This is a genomic window from Streptomyces sp. ALI-76-A (assembly GCF_030287445.1).
Taxonomy (GTDB): Bacteria; Actinomycetota; Actinomycetes; order Streptomycetales; family Streptomycetaceae; genus Streptomyces.
This window is the reverse complement of record NZ_JASVWB010000002.1, coordinates 1,853,338-1,869,626: the sequence shown is the minus strand read 5'-3', so window position 1 is coordinate 1,869,626 and position 16,289 is coordinate 1,853,338. Positions and strand designations below refer to the sequence as shown.

The following is a 16,289-nucleotide window of genomic DNA, read 5'->3' as shown; positions in this document are numbered from 1 at the left end:
TCCTCCGTGCAGGGTGCGGTTCCCGGGGCGAACAGCAGGTCAGGGAGGGTCCCGCCTCCCGCCCGGCGTCCGCGACGAGCGTGCCGTCGCAGCCGCATCGCCCGTGGGGGAGGGCCTCGGCTCAGGCGGGCCGCACGGCACAGTGCCTGATACGCCGAGAATGTACGATGATGTCAGCTGATACCGGAAGTGTTCACCTGCGTTGAGGAGGCGTCAAGGTCGCTGACGACAACGGTTGAGGGGCATGAAGCCGGACCGCCGACCACGGTCGCCCGGACACTCCTCCGCGGCCCTGTCCGACGCGTGACTTCCGTCTGGTGGGGACCCGGGGAGACCCGGACACGCACGCTGCTGCCTCGCCCTCTCCGGCCTCGCCCTCCTCGGGCCGACCAGCTCTCGGCTTCCGCCGGTATTGGGGCCTCCGGCAGCATGGCTGCGGCAGGCGTCAGGGACTGACCGGCCGCTGCTCCGCCGACCGCTCGCCCTGCCGGCCGCTCGCCCCGCCGACCCCTCGCTCGCCTACCGGGCACCCGCTCCGCGGACCCCGGCCGCCCTTCCTACCCCACCACCGGCACCGTCGCGGCCCCCGACCCACGGCGGATCTCGTGCCCCGGCAGCCCGGCACGTCCCAGCACCCAGCTCGCCCCGTCCAGCGCCTTCGCGGCCTGTTTCAGCGGGGCGAGACACGCCGCCGCCTCGCGGTGATCGGTCACGCTGCCCGGCACGCACACCACCGTGGCCAGGGACAGCGTGACGGCCCTTCCGCCCGCCGACCATGCGACGTCCAGGAGGGCGGCCGCCAGTGTTTCCAGCCCGTCGGGATCGGTGAGCACCAGGAAGTCGTCGCCGCCGATGTGCCCGACGCGGGTACCGCCGGACTCCGCCTGCCGCAGCGCCCGCCCCACCGACCGGATCAGTTCGTCGCCCGCCGCGAACCCGGCCCCGTCGTTGACCTGCTTGAAGTGGTCGACGTCCAGCCAGTTGAGGGCGAAGGCCCGCCCGCCGGCGATCCGCCGGTCCACCTCACCGGTGATCGCGTCCGAACCGGGCAGGCGCGTCAGCGGATTGAGCCCGGCCGCCTCCTCCACCCGGCTCTCGGCCAGCGCCCGCACCAGGTCGGCCAGGCGCACGACGCCCACGCACCGGCCGTACCGGTCGACGACGGCCACGTCGTCCGAGGTACGGTCCCGGTCGCCCACGGCCACCACGTTCAGGACCTCCCACGCGGTGGCGTCGATGCCCACCGTCCGCGGCGGATCGCCGAGCTTGGCGGCGGGCCGGTCGGCGTACAGGGCGTGCCCGTAGCGCCCGGACATGGACAGCAGGAAGCGGGACCGGTGCACCGACCGCACCGGCACTCCGTCCCGGTCGACGAGCAGCACCCCGGACACCTCGGGCGACCCGGTCAGCAGCGCTCGCACCTGGCTCGCGGACGCGGTGGCGGGCAGCAGCGCGGCGGGGCGTACGCACTCCCGTACCGTCGGCCCCGGCCGTACCGCCCCCGTCACGGCGGGGGAGAGTGGTGGAACGTACACGTCCGCCACGGGCAGCCGGGACGGCGGTCCGAACAACTCGCCCTGTGCCAGTTGCGCACCGGCCGCCAGGGCGGCCGCGCACTGCAGTTCGGTCTCCACGCCCTCGACGCCCACCAGCGCGCCCAGCTCGTCGCACAGGGTCCGCATCGCCCGCACCGCCGCCGGCCGCGCCAGCAGCGACGCGTCCAGTTTCACCAGGTCGGGCGCGAGGTCGGTGAGCAGCCGCAGGGGTACGTCCCCGTCGCCGACCCCGTCCGCACTGATCCGGAAACCCTGTTCCCGCAGCCTGCCGACCGCCTCCAGCAGCGCGGGCTGCGGCACGTGCGTGTAGGGCGGGCCGACGTCGATCGTCACCTCCCAGGGCAGCCGTCCCGCTCCACGCACGGCGTCGTGCAGCGGGGTGAGCCCACCGAGGTCGGCGAGGGTGCCGGCGAACACGTTGACGTGCAACGGCAGCAGCGTCTCCCTGCGCACCGCCGTACGGACCGCCAGTACCGCCAGGCAGCCGTCGAGTTCGGGGTCACGGCGGGCCTCGGCCAGGATGTCGCCGGTCTCCGGGCGGGCGAGTATCTCCAGCCCCGCGACCCCGCCCGTCGTCAGGTTGACCACCGGCTGGAAAGCGAAGCGGAGAGTGTCCGTCCAGGAGCGCACGGCAGCATGATGGCGCCGTCCGCGCGGCCCCAGGCGCAGTTCATGAGACGTTCACGCAGGATTCCGGGCCGGTCACACAGCGTGCGGGAAAGCCCTTGCCCGCGGTGGGCCGCGCGGTCCGCCCGAGCAGCCGCCCGCCCCGCCCCTCACCGCACGGCGATCACCGCCGAGCCGTGCCCGAACAGCCCTTGGTTCGCCGTGATCCCCGCGCGTGCGCCCTCGACCTGCCGGTCGCCCGCGACCCCCCTCAGCTGCCAGGTCAGCTCGCACACCTGGGCGATGGCCTGGGCCGGGACGGCCTCTCCGAAGGAGGCGAGCCCCCCGCTGGTGTTGACGGGTATGCGCCCGCCCGGGGCCGTCGCGCCCTCCCGCAGCAGCTTCACCCCCTCGCCCTCCCCGCACAGCCCCAGGTCCTCGTACCACTGCAACTCCAGAGCGGTGGACAGGTCGTACACCTCGGCGAGGGAGAGATCCTCGGGTCCGACGCCGGCCTCCTCGTAGGCCGCTCGCGTGAGGGACGTCCGGAACGTCTCGGTGGCCGGCTCGACCGCCACCGCGGAGTCCGTCGCGATGTCCGGCAGGTCCAGCACCGTGTTCGGATACCGCGGCGTCACCGTGGACACGGCCCGGATCCGCACCGGCTCGGCCACCCCGTGCCTGTGCGCGAACTCCATGCTCGACAGCACCACGGCCGCCCCGCCGTCCGAGGTCGCGCAGATGTCGAGCAGCCGCAGCGGATCAGCGACCACGGCGGAGGCGGCGACCTCCTCGGCGGTGACCCGCTTGCGGTAGCGCGCGTACGGATTCAGCGCGCCCATGGCGGCGTTCTTGACCTTGACCTGCGCGAAGTCCTCCGGGCTGTCCCCGTGCACCGCCATCCGCCGACGCGCGTACAGCCCGAAGTACGTCGGGTTGGTCGCGCCCAGCACCCGGAAGCGCAGCCAGTCCGGGTCCTCGGGGCGTTCTCCGCCGGCCGGGCGGAAGAAGCCCTTCGGGGCGGCGTCGGCCCCGACCACGAGCACCACGTCGACACGGCCCGACAGGATCTGCGCGCGCGCGGTGTCGACGGCCTGCGCCCCCGACGCGCACGCCGCGTACACACTCGTGACCCGCGCGCCCTGCCAGCCCAGCGCCTTGGCGAACGTCGCCCCGGCGACGTATCCCGGATAGCCGCCGCGCACGGTGTCCGCGCCGACCACGGAGCCGATGTCCCGCCAGTCCAGCCCGGCGTCCGCGAGCGCCGCCCGGGCCGCCACCACGCCGTACTCGACGAAGCCACGCCCCCACTTGCCCCATGGGTGCATGCCCGCGCCGAGCACCGCCACCTCTCCCGTCATGCCGTCACCCCCGTCGGCCGCCACTGCCAGGTCGTCCAGGTCCGCTCCGCGTCCTCATGGAGCACGCCGGGCACGGCCTCCACCTCCATGCCCACCGTCAGATCGGCGACGGTGACCCCCGGCACGGCCTGTCCCAGGACCACCATCCGCTCTGCCGCCAGCTCCACAGCGATCAACGCGTACGGCTCCCACGGAAGTTCCGGGTCGGTCACATAGGGTGACGGAGGCCGGTAGCGGGCGTCCGTGTACGACCAGACGCGCCCGCGACGCGACAGCGGCACCTCCTCCAGGGGACCGCCGGCGCACCCGGGATTGCGGCAGTGGATGTCCTCGCGGGGAAAGAACACCGAGGCGCAGGCGCGGCAGCGGGTACCGAGGAGCCGGAAGTCCTCCCCGTCGCCGGTGAACCACCCGGTGACCACGGGTGTCGGTGTACGTGACACGGTTCCTCCCACCACAGTGATCTGACGGAACGTCAGAATTCTCCCACGGGCGATGCCGTATGGGCAGCCCCGGGCGACGCCGCACGGGCGGACCCGATACGGATCCGTCGTCGGGGCACCTCCCCACAGCGGCGACCGCATCCGGCCGTATCCGATCGCTTCCCCGGGGTGACACGCATCTGATAGACGCAGGAGACATGACACGACTCTCCCGTTCGGTACGCGCTCTGGTCACCGCGGTCGCCGCCACCCTGCTGGCCGTCACCGCCACCTCCGCCACCGCACACGCCGGCACCGAGTCCAAGGCGCCGGAGGACTTCGTGGCCGTGGGAGCCGTGGACCCGACGATCATCCAGGAGATGCGCTACATCACCCCGCACAACTTCGTCGGGGAGCGCGTCGACGGTTACCGGCAGCCCCTCTGCATCCTGACCAGGCCCGCCGCGGAAGCACTCCACCAGGCGCAGCGGCAGCTCCTGCCCCAGGGGTACGCCCTCAAGGTCTACGACTGCTACCGGCCGCAGCGAGCGGTCGACCACTTCGTCCGCTGGGCCCAGGACCTCGACGACCAGGCCATGAAGGGTGAGTTCTACCCGGACGTCGACAAGACCCGTCTGTTCGAGGACGGTTACATCGCCGAGAAGTCCGGCCACAGCCGCGGCTCGACCGTGGACCTCACCCTGGTCCGGCTCCCGGCGAGCCCGACCAGGCCGTACGTTCCCGGAGAGCCCCTGGTTCCCTGTCACGCCCCCAGGAGCGAGCGTTTCCCCGACAACTCCGTCGACATGGGCACCGGGTTCGACTGCTTCGACACCCTCTCCCACACCCTCGACCCGCGCGTGCGGGGCGACCAGCGCGCCAACCGCCTGCTCCTGAAGGGCACCTTGGAAGGCCTGGGCTTCGTCAACCTCGCCGAGGAGTGGTGGCACTACACCTACAAGCCCGAGCCCTACCCGGACACCTACTTCGACTTCCCGGTGTCCGCGAAGTCGCTGACCAACCGCCCCTGAGGCCTCACCCACCCCCGTGGGAACCTCTCCACCGGCAATCCGGCCTCCCCCGGAAGACGTTGTTCCGATCATCGGATACAGTCCGCCGCGTGTCCGAAACTCAGTACTCCACCCCCAACTCCACGCCCGGCTCGCACTGTTCGAGTTGCGGAGCTCTCTACGGAGAGGGCGTCACCGGCTGGCCCCGCACGTGTCCGGCCTGCCACGCCGTGGCCTACCGCAATCCGCTCCCGGTCGCCGTGGCCCTCCAGCCCGTGTACGACACGCAGGGCGCCGCCCTGGTCGTCATCACGCGAACCATCGCCCCCGCGCGCGGGGGCATCGCGCTGCCCGGCGGTTACATCGACGACCGTGAGGACTGGCGGCAGGCGGTCGTCCGTGAACTCAAGGAAGAGACCGGCATCGACGCGGCGAGCCGCGACGTGCGGCTCGTCGACGCCATGAGCTCCCACGACGGACACCTGCTGCTCTTCGGGGGCCTTCCGGAGCGTCCCGCCGACGGCCTCCCGCCCTCCTCGGCCACCGACGAGACGGCGGGCTGGCACCTCCTGCGCAGGCCGGAGGAGCTCGCCTTCCCGCTGCACACCCTGGCCGTGCGGGCCTGGTTCGAGGGCCGGTACGTCTGACCTCAGCCCGTCCCGAGCCCCCGTACGCGGACCGGGTGGGGCGGCTCACTCACACCGTGCTCACCCTCCCGCTCGACGACCACCCGTCGGCCCTGCCAGCGGGCGACGTAGCGCTCGATCTCCGGTTCGTCCCAGCCGTCGCCCGCGTCCCGCACGACCAGTCCGCCCCCGGTCCGCCCCCGGGCGGGGGCCCAGACCTCCAGTTCCAGCCCGCCGTCCGCCCCCCGCACCGGGACAACGGCACCCGCGCGCACGAACACCGGAACGCGTGCCAGGGGAGCGTCCACGAGAACCTGCCCGGGCCCTTCGTGGACCTGCTCGGTCGCCGTGTCGTACCAGCGCCCTCGTGGCAGCTGTACCGCCCGCCGGTCCGTCCCCGGATCCAGCACCGGCGCCACCAGCAGGCAGTCGCCCAGCAGGAACGCGTCCTCGCAGTCGCGCAGCGCGCGGTCCTCGGGCGCCGCCCACCACAGCGGCCGCACATAGGGCGCCCCCGTACGCCGGGCCAGATGCGCCAGGGTCACGAAGTACGGCAGCAGCCGACGCCGCTCGACGAGCGCCACGCGCGCGTGCTCCAGCACCTCGGCACCGAACTCCCACGGCTCCCTGCGCCCCGCCCGCGCACTCGCGCGCGTGCGGAACAGCGGAAGGTAGGCGCCCAGTTGGAACCAGCGCAGATACAGCTCCGGTGACGGGCTCCCGTCGAAGCCGCCCACGTCCGGCCCCGAGTAGGGCACCCCGCACAGACCCAGGCCCATGACCAGCGAGAGTGACGCCCGCAGCCCCGGCCACCCCGTGGCGATCCCACCGGACCACGTGCCGCCGTAGCGCTGCAGGCCGGCCCAGCCGGAGCGCGAGAGGACGAAGGGCCGCTCCTGGGGCGCCAGTGCGCACAGCCCCTCGTAGCCGGCCCGGGCCATGCACAGGGCGTACACGTTGTGCGCCTCGCGATGGTCCCCGCCGCGCCCGTCCAGGAAGTGCCGGGCCGACCGCGGCAGCGTCGACTCCCCGAACGCCGTGAACGAGGTGGGTTCGTCCATGTCGTGCCAGAAGCCCGAGAACCCCTGACTGAGCCGCTCCTCGTAGAGGCGGCCCCACCACTGGCGCACGCGCGCGTGCGTGAAGTCCGGGAAGACGGCTTCGCCGGGCCAGGAGACGCCCCGTACCACCCGGCCCGAGGCGTCCCGCACGAACGCGTCCTCGGCCGTCCCGCTGTCGAACACGGCGTCGCCCGGCTCGGCCTTGACCGCCGGAGCGACTGTCGACACCAGCCGGATGCCGTCCCGCCGCAGCTCCTCGGCGAGCTGGGGCAGCTTGGGGAAGCGCTCGGTGTCGACCGTGAACACCCGATGGCCGTCGTGGTGGTCGATGTCCAGATGCACGGCGTCGAGCGGCAGTTCCCGCTCCGCGTAGCCCGAGACGATCCGCCGTACCTCCTGCTCGCCGCCGAATCCCCGCGCGTGCTGGTGACCGAGCGCCCAGACGGGCGGCAGCGCGGCCGGCCCGGTCAGGGAGGCCCAGGTGAGCAGCACACGCCCGGGGGTGCCCACGACCACCCAACAGCGCAGCGGACCACCGTCCATGCGCAGCTCGGTCATGCCGGAGCGGTCGTGCCCGGACCCGGCGCCCTCCTCGCCCTCCCGCAGGGTCAGCGTGCCGTCCCACGAGGTGTCATGGAACACCAGGTGCGTGGCCGCGTCGGCCACCACCAGCTGCACCGGCATCGTGAGGGACAGCGGACCGTCACCGGGGCCGAAGGGCCGTCCGGGATCCGTGTTCCACAGCCGGTACGTCCCGTCCCGCAGCCGCGGCCCCGAAGCCCGTCCTCCCAGGCCGAAGAACCGCGCGTCCGCGGCCACCTCCGAACGCTGCATCCAGCGCGCCCGGCCGCCGCCGACCGGCTCCCACCACCGTGGCGGCAGATCCCGGCGCAGGCTCACTCCTCCGGGCGTACACACCTCGATGGCTCCGTGCCGTGAGACGGAGACCGTCACGCGCTCGGCCACCACCCGCCAGCCGCCTTCCTTGTCCGGCTCCAGTACCGCCCGGGAGTCGGGCTCCGGACAACGGCCCGCGAGCGCGTACGACGGCTCCGGCGCGGCCCCGTCCCAGCCCCAGAAGACAGCCCCGTTCACGGCGACGACGATCCGCAGTTCGGAACGGCTGAACCGGATCACACCACCCCCGGGAGCGGGCTCCACGTCCCGCACCGGTCCCGGCACCCGGGCCCGCTCGGCGCCCCGCGGCGGCAGCCCGTCGGCATCCGCACGCCTCCTGCGCCACGCGGCCCGCACGGTGCGCACCCCCTGGGCCGCCCCCGCCGAACCGACCGCTTTCACCGAGCGCACCAGGTCACGACCGTCCATGCTGCTCACCCTGTCATTGAGCGAGCCACATGGGGGTGTCGTTCAACTTCCGTTCACCCGTGCTGGGACCACATCTTCACGACGCGGACTATGTGGGGCCCGCCCTGGTGCCAGAGTCGATCACATGGCATCGTCCGTGTCAGCCGCGTCACGCGCACACCCCAGCCCGTGTGCGGAGGACGCACACGACGCGCACAGTCCGGGAGCCGCCCATGTCGACCGTGAACCCCAAGCCGCTCTGGCAGCCCGAACCGGAACGCATCGCCCAGGCGCAGATCACCGGATTCCAGTCCTGGGCGGCCGACCACCACGGCGCCCCGGCCGAGGGCGGGTACCCCGCACTCCACCGCTGGTCCGTCGACGAGCTGGACACCTTCTGGAAAGCCGTCACGGAGTGGTTCGACGTACGGTTCTCGACCCCCTGCGCGCGCGTGCTCGGCGAACGCTCGATGCCCGGCGCCCAGTGGTTCCCCGGAGCGACCCTGAACTACGCCGAGCACGCCCTGCGCGCGAGCGCGACCCGCGCGGACGAACCGGCCCTGCTGTGCGTCGACGAGACCCATGAGCCCCGCCCCGTGACCTGGTCCGAGCTGCGCCGCCAGGTCGGCTCCCTGGCCGCCGAACTGCGTGCCCTCGGCGTACGCCCAGGAGACCGCGTCAGCGGCTACCTGCCGAACGTTCCCGAGGCCGTCGTCGCCCTGCTCGCCACGGCCGCCGTGGGCGGCGTCTGGACCTCCTGCGCCCCCGACTTCGGCGCCCGCAGCGTCCTGGACCGCTTCCAGCAGGTGGAACCGGTCGTCCTGTTCACCGTCGACGGCTACCGCTACGGCGGCAAGGAGCACGACCGGCGCGACACCGTGGCCGAACTCCGCCGCGAACTGCCCACCCTGCGCGCCGTCGTGCACATCCCCCTGCTCGGCACCGAGGCCCCCGAGGGCGTCCTGGAGTGGTCCGCCCTGACGAGCGCGGACACGGAACCCGTCTTCGAACAGGTGCCCTTCGACCATCCTCTGTGGGTGCTCTACTCGTCGGGCACGACGGGTCTCCCCAAGGCCCTCGTCCAGTCCCAGGGCGGCATCCTGGTCGAGCACCTGAAACAGCTCGGCCTGCACTGCGACCTGGGCCCTCAGGACCGTTTCTTCTGGTACACGTCCACCGGCTGGATGATGTGGAACTTCCTCGTCTCCGGCCTCCTCACGGGCACGACGATCGTCCTCTACGACGGCAGCCCCGGCTATCCGGACACCGGCGCCCAGTGGCGGATCGCCGAACGCACCGGAGCCACCCTCTACGGCACCTCCGCCGCCTACGTCATGGCCTGCCGCAAGGCCGGCGTGCGTCCCGGCCGCGACTTCGACCTCACCCGGGTGACGTGCGTCGCCACCACGGGATCGCCACTGCCGCCCGACGGTTTCCGCTGGCTGCACGACGAGGTCCGCGACGACCTGTGGATCGCGTCCGTCAGCGGCGGCACGGACGTGTGCTCCTGCTTCGCGGGGGCGGTACCGACGCTCCCGGTGTACATCGGCGAGCTCCAGGCACCCGGCCTGGGCACCGACCTGCAGTCATGGGACCCGAGCGGCCGACCCCTCGTCGACGAGGTCGGCGAACTCGTGGTCACCAACCCCATGCCGTCGATGCCGATCCACTTCTGGAACGACCCCGACGGCAGCCGCTACCGGGCCAGCTACTTCGACACGTACCCCGGAGTGTGGCGCCACGGCGACTGGATCACCGTCACCTCGCGCGGCTCGGTCGTCATCCACGGCCGCTCCGACTCGACACTGAACCGCCAGGGCGTGCGCATGGGGTCGGCCGACATCTACGAAGCGGTGGAACGCCTCCCCGAGATCAGGGAGTCCCTCGTCATCGGCATCGAGCAGCCCGACGGCGGCTACTGGATGCCCCTCTTCGTGCACCTCGTCCCCGGAGCCGCCCTCGACGAGGCCCTCCTGGACCGCATCAAGCGGACGATCCGCGAACATCTCTCACCCCGCCACGTCCCCGACGAGGTGATCGAGGTGCCCGGCATCCCGCACACCCTCACCGGCAAGCGCATCGAGGTCCCGGTCAAACGCCTCCTCCAGGGCACCCCCCTGGAGAGAGCGGTCAACCCCGGCTCCATCGACAACCTCGACCTGCTGCACTTCTACGAGGACCTGGCCCGCCGGCGCGCCTGATCGGCCCCGAGGGCCGGTCCCCCCGTAGGCGGCCTCGGACTCGCCGAGCACCACCGCGAGATCCGAGGCCGGCCGCACCGCGTCGGCAGGTCCCAGAGCGGCCACGGAGATCCGCAGCCCCGGACCGGCCGCCCGCCGCCACCCACCAGCCGTACGAACGACGCCCGTTCACCACCGCCGACTCGTCCCGCCCGGGCACCCACAGGTTCATCCCGCCCGCCCCATGGGCCTCGATACCGCGCCCCTCGAACTCGCCGAGCAGAGCGCTCAGGTCCCCCTGGCCCGGTTCGGCACCACCTCGGCCGCCGCCCGCGCCCTCCTCGCCCCACTCGCCGCGGCCTTCGCCGTGGGCGGCCTCGCCATGGCGTTCTCGGCCACCGGCGGCCCGGTCACGGCCTCGCTCCTCCTCACGGCGGCGGCCGTCGCGTTCACCCTGGCGGAGATGCTGCACACCACCGTGTCCTGGGAATTCTCCGTCGCCCTTGCTCCCGCCACCTCCCTGGGCGGCTACCTCGGCGTCCACGGCATCGTCCAGTCCGCCCAGCGCGGCATCGGACCACTCGCCGTCACCGCGGCCATGGCCACCGGCCCCATCGGCTGGCCCGCCTTCGGCACCGACATAGCCCTGACCTGCATGATCCGACGCAGACTCGTCCGAGACCGCATGACCCGGACCCCATTGTCAGTGCCACCGATTACTGTGAGTGAGCACTGATCGACCGCGCACAGGGGGAAACATGGCGCACACCGACCACCGGACCATGCGACGCGTCCTGCGCCGCGAAATCGCCGGCACCATCGGCCTGCTCACCGACGAGCACGACTTCCGGGCGATGCGGCACTACCGCACCTTCACCTTCGACGACCACACGGCCTATCTGCACCAGGTCGAAGACCTGCTCAGGACCCGTGCCGCACAGGGCAGCCACACCACCGTCGCCCTCTTCGACCCGCAGGAATACGCCGAATTCTGCGCGGACACCGGCCTCGACCCTGACATCCCGTCCAGCCGCACACGCTTCACCGCGCAACTCGCCACCACCGGCCCCACCGTCCCGTACGACGGCCGGCCCCTGACGGAGCTGGTACCGGCCCTCGTGGACGAAGCCGTACGACAGGCCACCTGGGAGTACGCGAGCACCCTGCTGGCCCGCCTCGGCACCTGCGCCTCCTGCGGCGAGGACATCAGCCGCGCGTCCTTCATCCGCGCCTCCCAGCTGCTCGTCCGCATCCTCGACACGGCCCACCCGGGCAGCCGTCACCTCGTCTGCAGCGTCACCGGCACCCCGGAATCCCTCGTCTCCGTCCTGCACGCCGACGAGGACGCCGACGGCGCCACCCAGCTCGACGAGGCCGAAGCCCTCGAGTTCACCACCGTCCTGGCCCTCGGCCTCGCCACCCACAGCCCCGGCGGCCTCGTGATGCGCACCAGCGCCCCGGACACCCCGGACCGCATCTACGGCTGGCGCCTGCGCGGCGAAGGCCTCGAACCCCTCACCGCCGGAGAAGTCTTCGACGCCTACTGCACCGACGTCGATTCCGGCGACCTCATCTCCCCGGAGTCGGACGTCGACTACTGCGCACCACCCGACCTCGGCGACACGGGACAGGGAAGGGGACACCACCACTGAACGACTGAGGGGCGCCCCACCCGCAGGTGGAGCGCCCCTCAGGGACAGCCGACGCCAGCCTCGGCCCGACTACTCGCCGGACAGCACCGCCTGAGCAGCGGTGCGCGCCTCCTCGGCACTGTCCGTCGCCCGCGCCGCGGCCGCGGCCCGCTCGCACTGCGCCAGCGTGTACTTCGCCAGCGACGCCCGGACGTAAGGAATCGATGCCGCTCCCATGGAAAGCGAGGTGACACCCAGACCGGTCAGCACACACGCCAGCAGCGGATCGGACGCGGCCTCACCGCAGACCCCGCAGCTCTTGCCCTCGGCCCTCGCCGCCTCGGCGGACAGCGCGACCAGGTCGAGCAGCGCGGGCTGCCACGGATCCTGCAGACGCGACACCGCGCCCACCTGACGGTCCGCGGCGAAGGTGTACTGCGCCAGATCGTTGGTCCCCAGCGAGAGGAACTCCACCTCCCGCAGGATCGAGCGCGCCCGCAGCGCGGCCGACGGGATCTCCACCATCGCGCCGAACTTCGCCCGCAGCCCCGCCTCACGGCACGCGTCGGCGAACGCCTTGGCATCGGCGCGGTCCGCCACCATCGGAGCCATGACCTCGAGGTGGACCGGAAGCCCCTCGGCCGCCTTGGCCAGAGCCGTCAGCTGCGTGCGCAGCACCTCCGGGTGGTCGAGCAGGGTCCGCAGACCCCGCACGCCCAGCGCCGGGTTCGGCTCATCGCCCGGGGTCAGGAAGTCCAGCGGCTTGTCCGCCCCCGCGTCCAGCACCCGCACGACGACACGTCCCTCGGGGAACGCCTCGAGAACCTGCCGGTACGCCTCGATCTGCTTGTCCTGCGACGGAGCGTTCTTGCTGTCGTCGAGGAAGAGGAACTCGGTACGGAACAGACCCACACCCTCGGCACCGGCCTCGAGGGCCGCCGGCACGTCGGCCGGCCCGCCGACGTTGGCCAGCAGCGGCACCTTGTGACCATCGGAAGTGGAACCAGGCCCTGACGAGGCCGCCAGCGCGGCCTTCCGCTCGGCGGCCTGGGCCGCCATCCGCGCCTTCTTCTCCTCGCTGGGGTTCACGAAGATCTCACCGGTGCTGCCGTCCACGGCGATCATCGTGCCCTCGGCCAGCTCTCCGGCACCGGGCAACGCCACCACGGCCGGCACACCGAGCGCCCGCGCCAGAATCGCGCTGTGGCTGGTCGGCCCGCCTTCCTCGGTGACGAAACCGAGCACCAGAGCCGGGTCCAGCAGCGCTGTGTCGGCCGGCGCAAGATCGCGCGCGATCAGGACATACGGCTCATCACTGTCCGGCACACCCGGCATGGGCACCCCGAGCAAGCGAGCGACGATACGATTCCGCACGTCGTCGAGGTCAGCCACCCGACCGGCCAGGTACTCGCCGGCACCGGCCAGCAGAGCGCGATACGCGGCGAAGGCGTCGTACACCGCACGCTCGGCGGTGCTTCCCACGACGATGCGCCGTTCCACGTCGGACATCAGCTCGGGGTCCTGGGCCATCATGGCCTGCGCCTCGAGCACCGCCTGGGCCTCGCCCCCCGCCAGGTTGCCGCGCGCCATCAGATCGGCCGCCACGGCTTCCACGGCCTTGCGGGCGCGCCCCTGTTCACGTTCCGCGTCCTGATCCGGGTTCTGCTTGGCAGGCGGTTCGAGAACCGCCGTTCCCATGTGCCGAACCTCGCCGATGGCCACACCGTGGCTCACGCCGACGCCTCGCAGCGTTGTCTCCATCTCACCCGTCTCCGATAGTGCGGCGGGTCCCGCCGCCGCGGTGGTTGTGCCTGCTCGCCGTCGTGCGACAGCGAACGTCTCAGTTCCAGACGAAGAGACTGTCGCCCGCCTTCACATCGCCGTCCTCACGGAGCTCGGCGAGAGCCTCGGCCGTCGCTTCGAGTGCCACGACCGGACAGACAGGGGACTTGCCGGCGGCCTCGACCGCGACAGGGTTCCAGCGCACCACGCTCTGACCGCGAGCGACGGTGTCGCCCTTGTTCACCAGCAGCTCGAAGCCCTCGCCGTTGAGCTGAACCGTGTCGATGCCGAGATGTGTGAGCACACCGTGTCCCTGCTCGTCGACCACCACGAAGGCGTGCGGGTGCAGCGAGACGATGACGCCGGCCACGGGCGCCACGGCCTCGGAGGGCTCACGCACGGGGTCGATGGCCGTCCCCGGGCCGACCATGGCCCCGGAGAAGACCGGATCCGGCACTGCTGCCAGTCCGATGGCGCGTCCTGCAAGAGGGGACTGCACGGTGGTCATGGGAAGCCTCCCGGGGTGGAGATCTGTAGGGGCCGTCTCTACCTGTCCCGGACGGCACACTGTTCAGCAGCGTATGTCACAGGTAGTACCGGTTCTGCACGAGAGCTGACGATAGGTGGTCTAGACCACAACCGCAATGGATTTGCACCCGTCTCGCAGCCCCGTGTACAGTCGTACTCCTGCTCGGGGCTGAGCGACGCACCTGACGTCCTTGCCTGGCAGCACCCAACTTGTCAGATCCTATCTCGGGGTCACCTTCTGCATGCTCGCAGGATGGTGGTCAGAGGGCCGGAAAAACACTGATAGAGTTTGGAACACCGAAGGGAAGCCCGGAGGAAAGCCCGAGAGGGTGAGTACAAAGGAAGCGTCCGTTCCTTGAGAACTCAACAGCGTGCCAAAAGTCAACGCCAGATATGTTGATACCCCGTCTCCGGCCGGTTTCGGTCGGGGCGTGGTTCCTTTGAAGAAAACACAGCGAGGACGCTGTGAACGGCCGGGCTTATTCCGCCTGGCTGTTCCGCTCTCGTGGTGTCATCCCGAATACGGGAGAACATTCACGGAGAGTTTGATCCTGGCTCAGGACGAACGCTGGCGGCGTGCTTAACACATGCAAGTCGAACGATGAACCACTTCGGTGGGGATTAGTGGCGAACGGGTGAGTAACACGTGGGCAATCTGCCCTTCACTCTGGGACAAGCCCTGGAAACGGGGTCTAATACCGGATAACACTTCCATTCTCCTGAATGGTGGTTAAAAGCTCCGGCGGTGAAGGATGAGCCCGCGGCCTATCAGCTTGTTGGTGAGGTAATGGCTCACCAAGGCGACGACGGGTAGCCGGCCTGAGAGGGCGACCGGCCACACTGGGACTGAGACACGGCCCAGACTCCTACGGGAGGCAGCAGTGGGGAATATTGCACAATGGGCGAAAGCCTGATGCAGCGACGCCGCGTGAGGGATGACGGCCTTCGGGTTGTAAACCTCTTTCAGCAGGGAAGAAGCGAAAGTGACGGTACCTGCAGAAGAAGCGCCGGCTAACTACGTGCCAGCAGCCGCGGTAATACGTAGGGCGCAAGCGTTGTCCGGAATTATTGGGCGTAAAGAGCTCGTAGGCGGCTTGTCACGTCGGGTGTGAAAGCCCGGGGCTTAACCCCGGGTCTGCATTCGATACGGGCAGGCTAGAGTGTGGTAGGGGAGATCGGAATTCCTGGTGTAGCGGTGAAATGCGCAGATATCAGGAGGAACACCGGTGGCGAAGGCGGATCTCTGGGCCATTACTGACGCTGAGGAGCGAAAGCGTGGGGAGCGAACAGGATTAGATACCCTGGTAGTCCACGCCGTAAACGGTGGGAACTAGGTGTTGGCGACATTCCACGTCGTCGGTGCCGCAGCTAACGCATTAAGTTCCCCGCCTGGGGAGTACGGCCGCAAGGCTAAAACTCAAAGGAATTGACGGGGGCCCGCACAAGCAGCGGAGCATGTGGCTTAATTCGACGCAACGCGAAGAACCTTACCAAGGCTTGACATACACCGGAAAGCATCAGAGATGGTGCCCCCCTTGTGGTCGGTGTACAGGTGGTGCATGGCTGTCGTCAGCTCGTGTCGTGAGATGTTGGGTTAAGTCCCGCAACGAGCGCAACCCTTGTTCTGTGTTGCCAGCATGCCCTTCGGGGTGATGGGGACTCACAGGAGACCGCCGGGGTCAACTCGGAGGAAGGTGGGGACGACGTCAAGTCATCATGCCCCTTATGTCTTGGGCTGCACACGTGCTACAATGGCCGGTACAATGAGCTGCGATACCGTGAGGTGGAGCGAATCTCAAAAAGCCGGTCTCAGTTCGGATTGGGGTCTGCAACTCGACCCCATGAAGTCGGAGTTGCTAGTAATCGCAGATCAGCATTGCTGCGGTGAATACGTTCCCGGGCCTTGTACACACCGCCCGTCACGTCACGAAAGTCGGTAACACCCGAAGCCGGTGGCCCAACCCCCTTGTGGGGAGGGAGCTGTCGAAGGTGGGACTGGCGATTGGGACGAAGTCGTAACAAGGTAGCCGTACCGGAAGGTGCGGCTGGATCACCTCCTTTCTAAGGAGCACTTCTTACCGATCCTTTCGGGGTGAGGTCAGAGGCCAGTACATCAGCGACTGTCTGATGCTGGTTGCTCAAGGGTGGAACGTTGACTATTCGGCACACTTGACCAGCTTCTCTTTCCAGTACTGCTTCGGCGTGGAACGGGAGAGGAGTG

11 protein-coding genes and 1 rRNA gene are annotated in these 16,289 nt (G+C 70.3%); 6 read left to right on the top strand and 6 right to left on the bottom strand.

Annotated elements, in window-relative coordinates:
- Nucleotides 1-557: 557 nt before the first annotated feature.
- The 3 genes from QQS16_RS09355 to QQS16_RS09345 all read right to left on the bottom strand — a co-directional run bounded on the left by QQS16_RS09355 (nt 558) and on the right by QQS16_RS09345 (nt 3,945).
- A complete protein-coding gene (locus tag QQS16_RS09355; RefSeq protein ID WP_286061157.1) occupies nt 558-2,186 on the bottom strand; it encodes a GGDEF domain-containing protein in 1,629 nt (542 codons plus the stop codon).
- 146 nt (nt 2,187-2,332) lie between these two features.
- Nucleotides 2,333-3,523 carry a lipid-transfer protein gene (locus QQS16_RS09350; RefSeq protein WP_286061156.1) on the bottom strand — a complete coding sequence of 397 codons (1,191 nt, stop codon included), beginning with the start codon at nt 3,521-3,523 and terminating at the stop codon, nt 2,333-2,335.
- Nucleotides 3,520-3,945, bottom strand: a complete 426-nt coding sequence (locus tag QQS16_RS09345) for a Zn-ribbon domain-containing OB-fold protein (RefSeq protein ID WP_286066269.1) — start codon at nt 3,943-3,945, stop codon at nt 3,520-3,522. The genes QQS16_RS09350 and QQS16_RS09345 overlap by 4 nt, the downstream gene beginning before the upstream one ends.
- A gap of 218 nt (nt 3,946-4,163) precedes the next feature.
- Here QQS16_RS09345 and QQS16_RS09340 point away from each other — a divergent pair, with 218 nt between their 5' ends.
- Both QQS16_RS09340 and QQS16_RS09335 read left to right on the top strand, forming a co-directional pair.
- Entirely contained in the window at nt 4,164-4,976 is an 813-nt protein-coding gene (locus tag QQS16_RS09340; protein ID WP_286061155.1) for a M15 family metallopeptidase, read from the top strand.
- 89 nt (nt 4,977-5,065) lie between these two features.
- Entirely contained in the window at nt 5,066-5,602 is a 537-nt protein-coding gene (locus tag QQS16_RS09335) for an NUDIX domain-containing protein (RefSeq protein ID WP_286061154.1), read from the top strand.
- 2 nt (nt 5,603-5,604) lie between these two features.
- On the opposite strand, the gene QQS16_RS09330 is transcribed toward QQS16_RS09335, so the two are convergent.
- Nucleotides 5,605-7,968 (bottom strand): glycoside hydrolase family 31 protein, encoded by a 2,364-nt coding sequence (locus tag QQS16_RS09330; protein ID WP_286061153.1) that lies wholly within the window; start codon nt 7,966-7,968, stop codon nt 5,605-5,607.
- A gap of 212 nt (nt 7,969-8,180) precedes the next feature.
- Between QQS16_RS09330 and QQS16_RS09325 the strand changes: the two genes are divergently transcribed.
- The 3 genes from QQS16_RS09325 (at nt 8,181) to QQS16_RS09315 (ending at nt 11,779) form a co-directional block, all read left to right on the top strand.
- Nucleotides 8,181-10,148: an acetoacetate--CoA ligase gene (locus QQS16_RS09325; protein WP_286061152.1), complete on the top strand. Its 1,968-nt coding sequence runs from the start codon at nt 8,181-8,183 to the stop codon at nt 10,146-10,148.
- A 223-nt stretch (nt 10,149-10,371) separates the two neighbouring features.
- On the top strand, nt 10,372-10,863 hold the full coding sequence (locus QQS16_RS09320; protein WP_286061151.1) for an MFS transporter: 492 nt from the start codon (nt 10,372-10,374) through the stop codon (nt 10,861-10,863).
- Nucleotides 10,864-10,885: 22 nt separating this feature from the next.
- Complete coding sequence (locus tag QQS16_RS09315; RefSeq protein WP_286061150.1) at nt 10,886-11,779, top strand: DUF8829 domain-containing protein; 894 nt, start codon at nt 10,886-10,888, stop codon at nt 11,777-11,779.
- A 69-nt stretch (nt 11,780-11,848) separates the two neighbouring features.
- On the opposite strand, the gene ptsP is transcribed toward QQS16_RS09315, so the two are convergent.
- Both ptsP and QQS16_RS09305 read right to left on the bottom strand, forming a co-directional pair.
- Complete coding sequence (gene ptsP, locus QQS16_RS09310) at nt 11,849-13,519, bottom strand: phosphoenolpyruvate--protein phosphotransferase (RefSeq protein WP_286061149.1); 1,671 nt, start codon at nt 13,517-13,519, stop codon at nt 11,849-11,851.
- Nucleotides 13,520-13,598: 79 nt separating this feature from the next.
- A complete protein-coding gene (locus tag QQS16_RS09305) occupies nt 13,599-14,048 on the bottom strand; it encodes a PTS sugar transporter subunit IIA (RefSeq protein WP_286061148.1) in 450 nt (149 codons plus the stop codon).
- Between the two features lie 553 nt (nt 14,049-14,601).
- On the opposite strand from QQS16_RS09305, the gene QQS16_RS09300 reads away from it, so the two are divergent.
- Nucleotides 14,602-16,129, top strand: a 16S ribosomal RNA gene (locus QQS16_RS09300).
- Nucleotides 16,130-16,289 lie beyond the last annotated feature (160 nt).

Bases quoted from the DNA above. Each gene is read 5' to 3' on its own strand.
- QQS16_RS09320 (WP_286061151.1), top strand. From the start codon at position 10,372: ATGGGCCTCGATACCGCGCCCCTCGAACTCGCCGAGCAGAGCGCTCAG.
- QQS16_RS09315 (WP_286061150.1), top strand. From the start codon at position 10,886: ATGGCGCACACCGACCACCGGACCATGCGACGCGTCCTGCGCCGCGAA.
- QQS16_RS09305 (WP_286061148.1), bottom strand. From the start codon at position 14,048: ATGACCACCGTGCAGTCCCCTCTTGCAGGACGCGCCATCGGACTGGCA.
- QQS16_RS09340 (WP_286061155.1), top strand. From the start codon at position 4,164: ATGACACGACTCTCCCGTTCGGTACGCGCTCTGGTCACCGCGGTCGCC.
- QQS16_RS09325 (WP_286061152.1), top strand. From the start codon at position 8,181: ATGTCGACCGTGAACCCCAAGCCGCTCTGGCAGCCCGAACCGGAACGC.
- QQS16_RS09350 (WP_286061156.1), bottom strand. From the start codon at position 3,523: ATGACGGGAGAGGTGGCGGTGCTCGGCGCGGGCATGCACCCATGGGGC.
- QQS16_RS09330 (WP_286061153.1), bottom strand. From the start codon at position 7,968: ATGGACGGTCGTGACCTGGTGCGCTCGGTGAAAGCGGTCGGTTCGGCG.
- ptsP (WP_286061149.1), bottom strand. From the start codon at position 13,519: ATGGAGACAACGCTGCGAGGCGTCGGCGTGAGCCACGGTGTGGCCATC.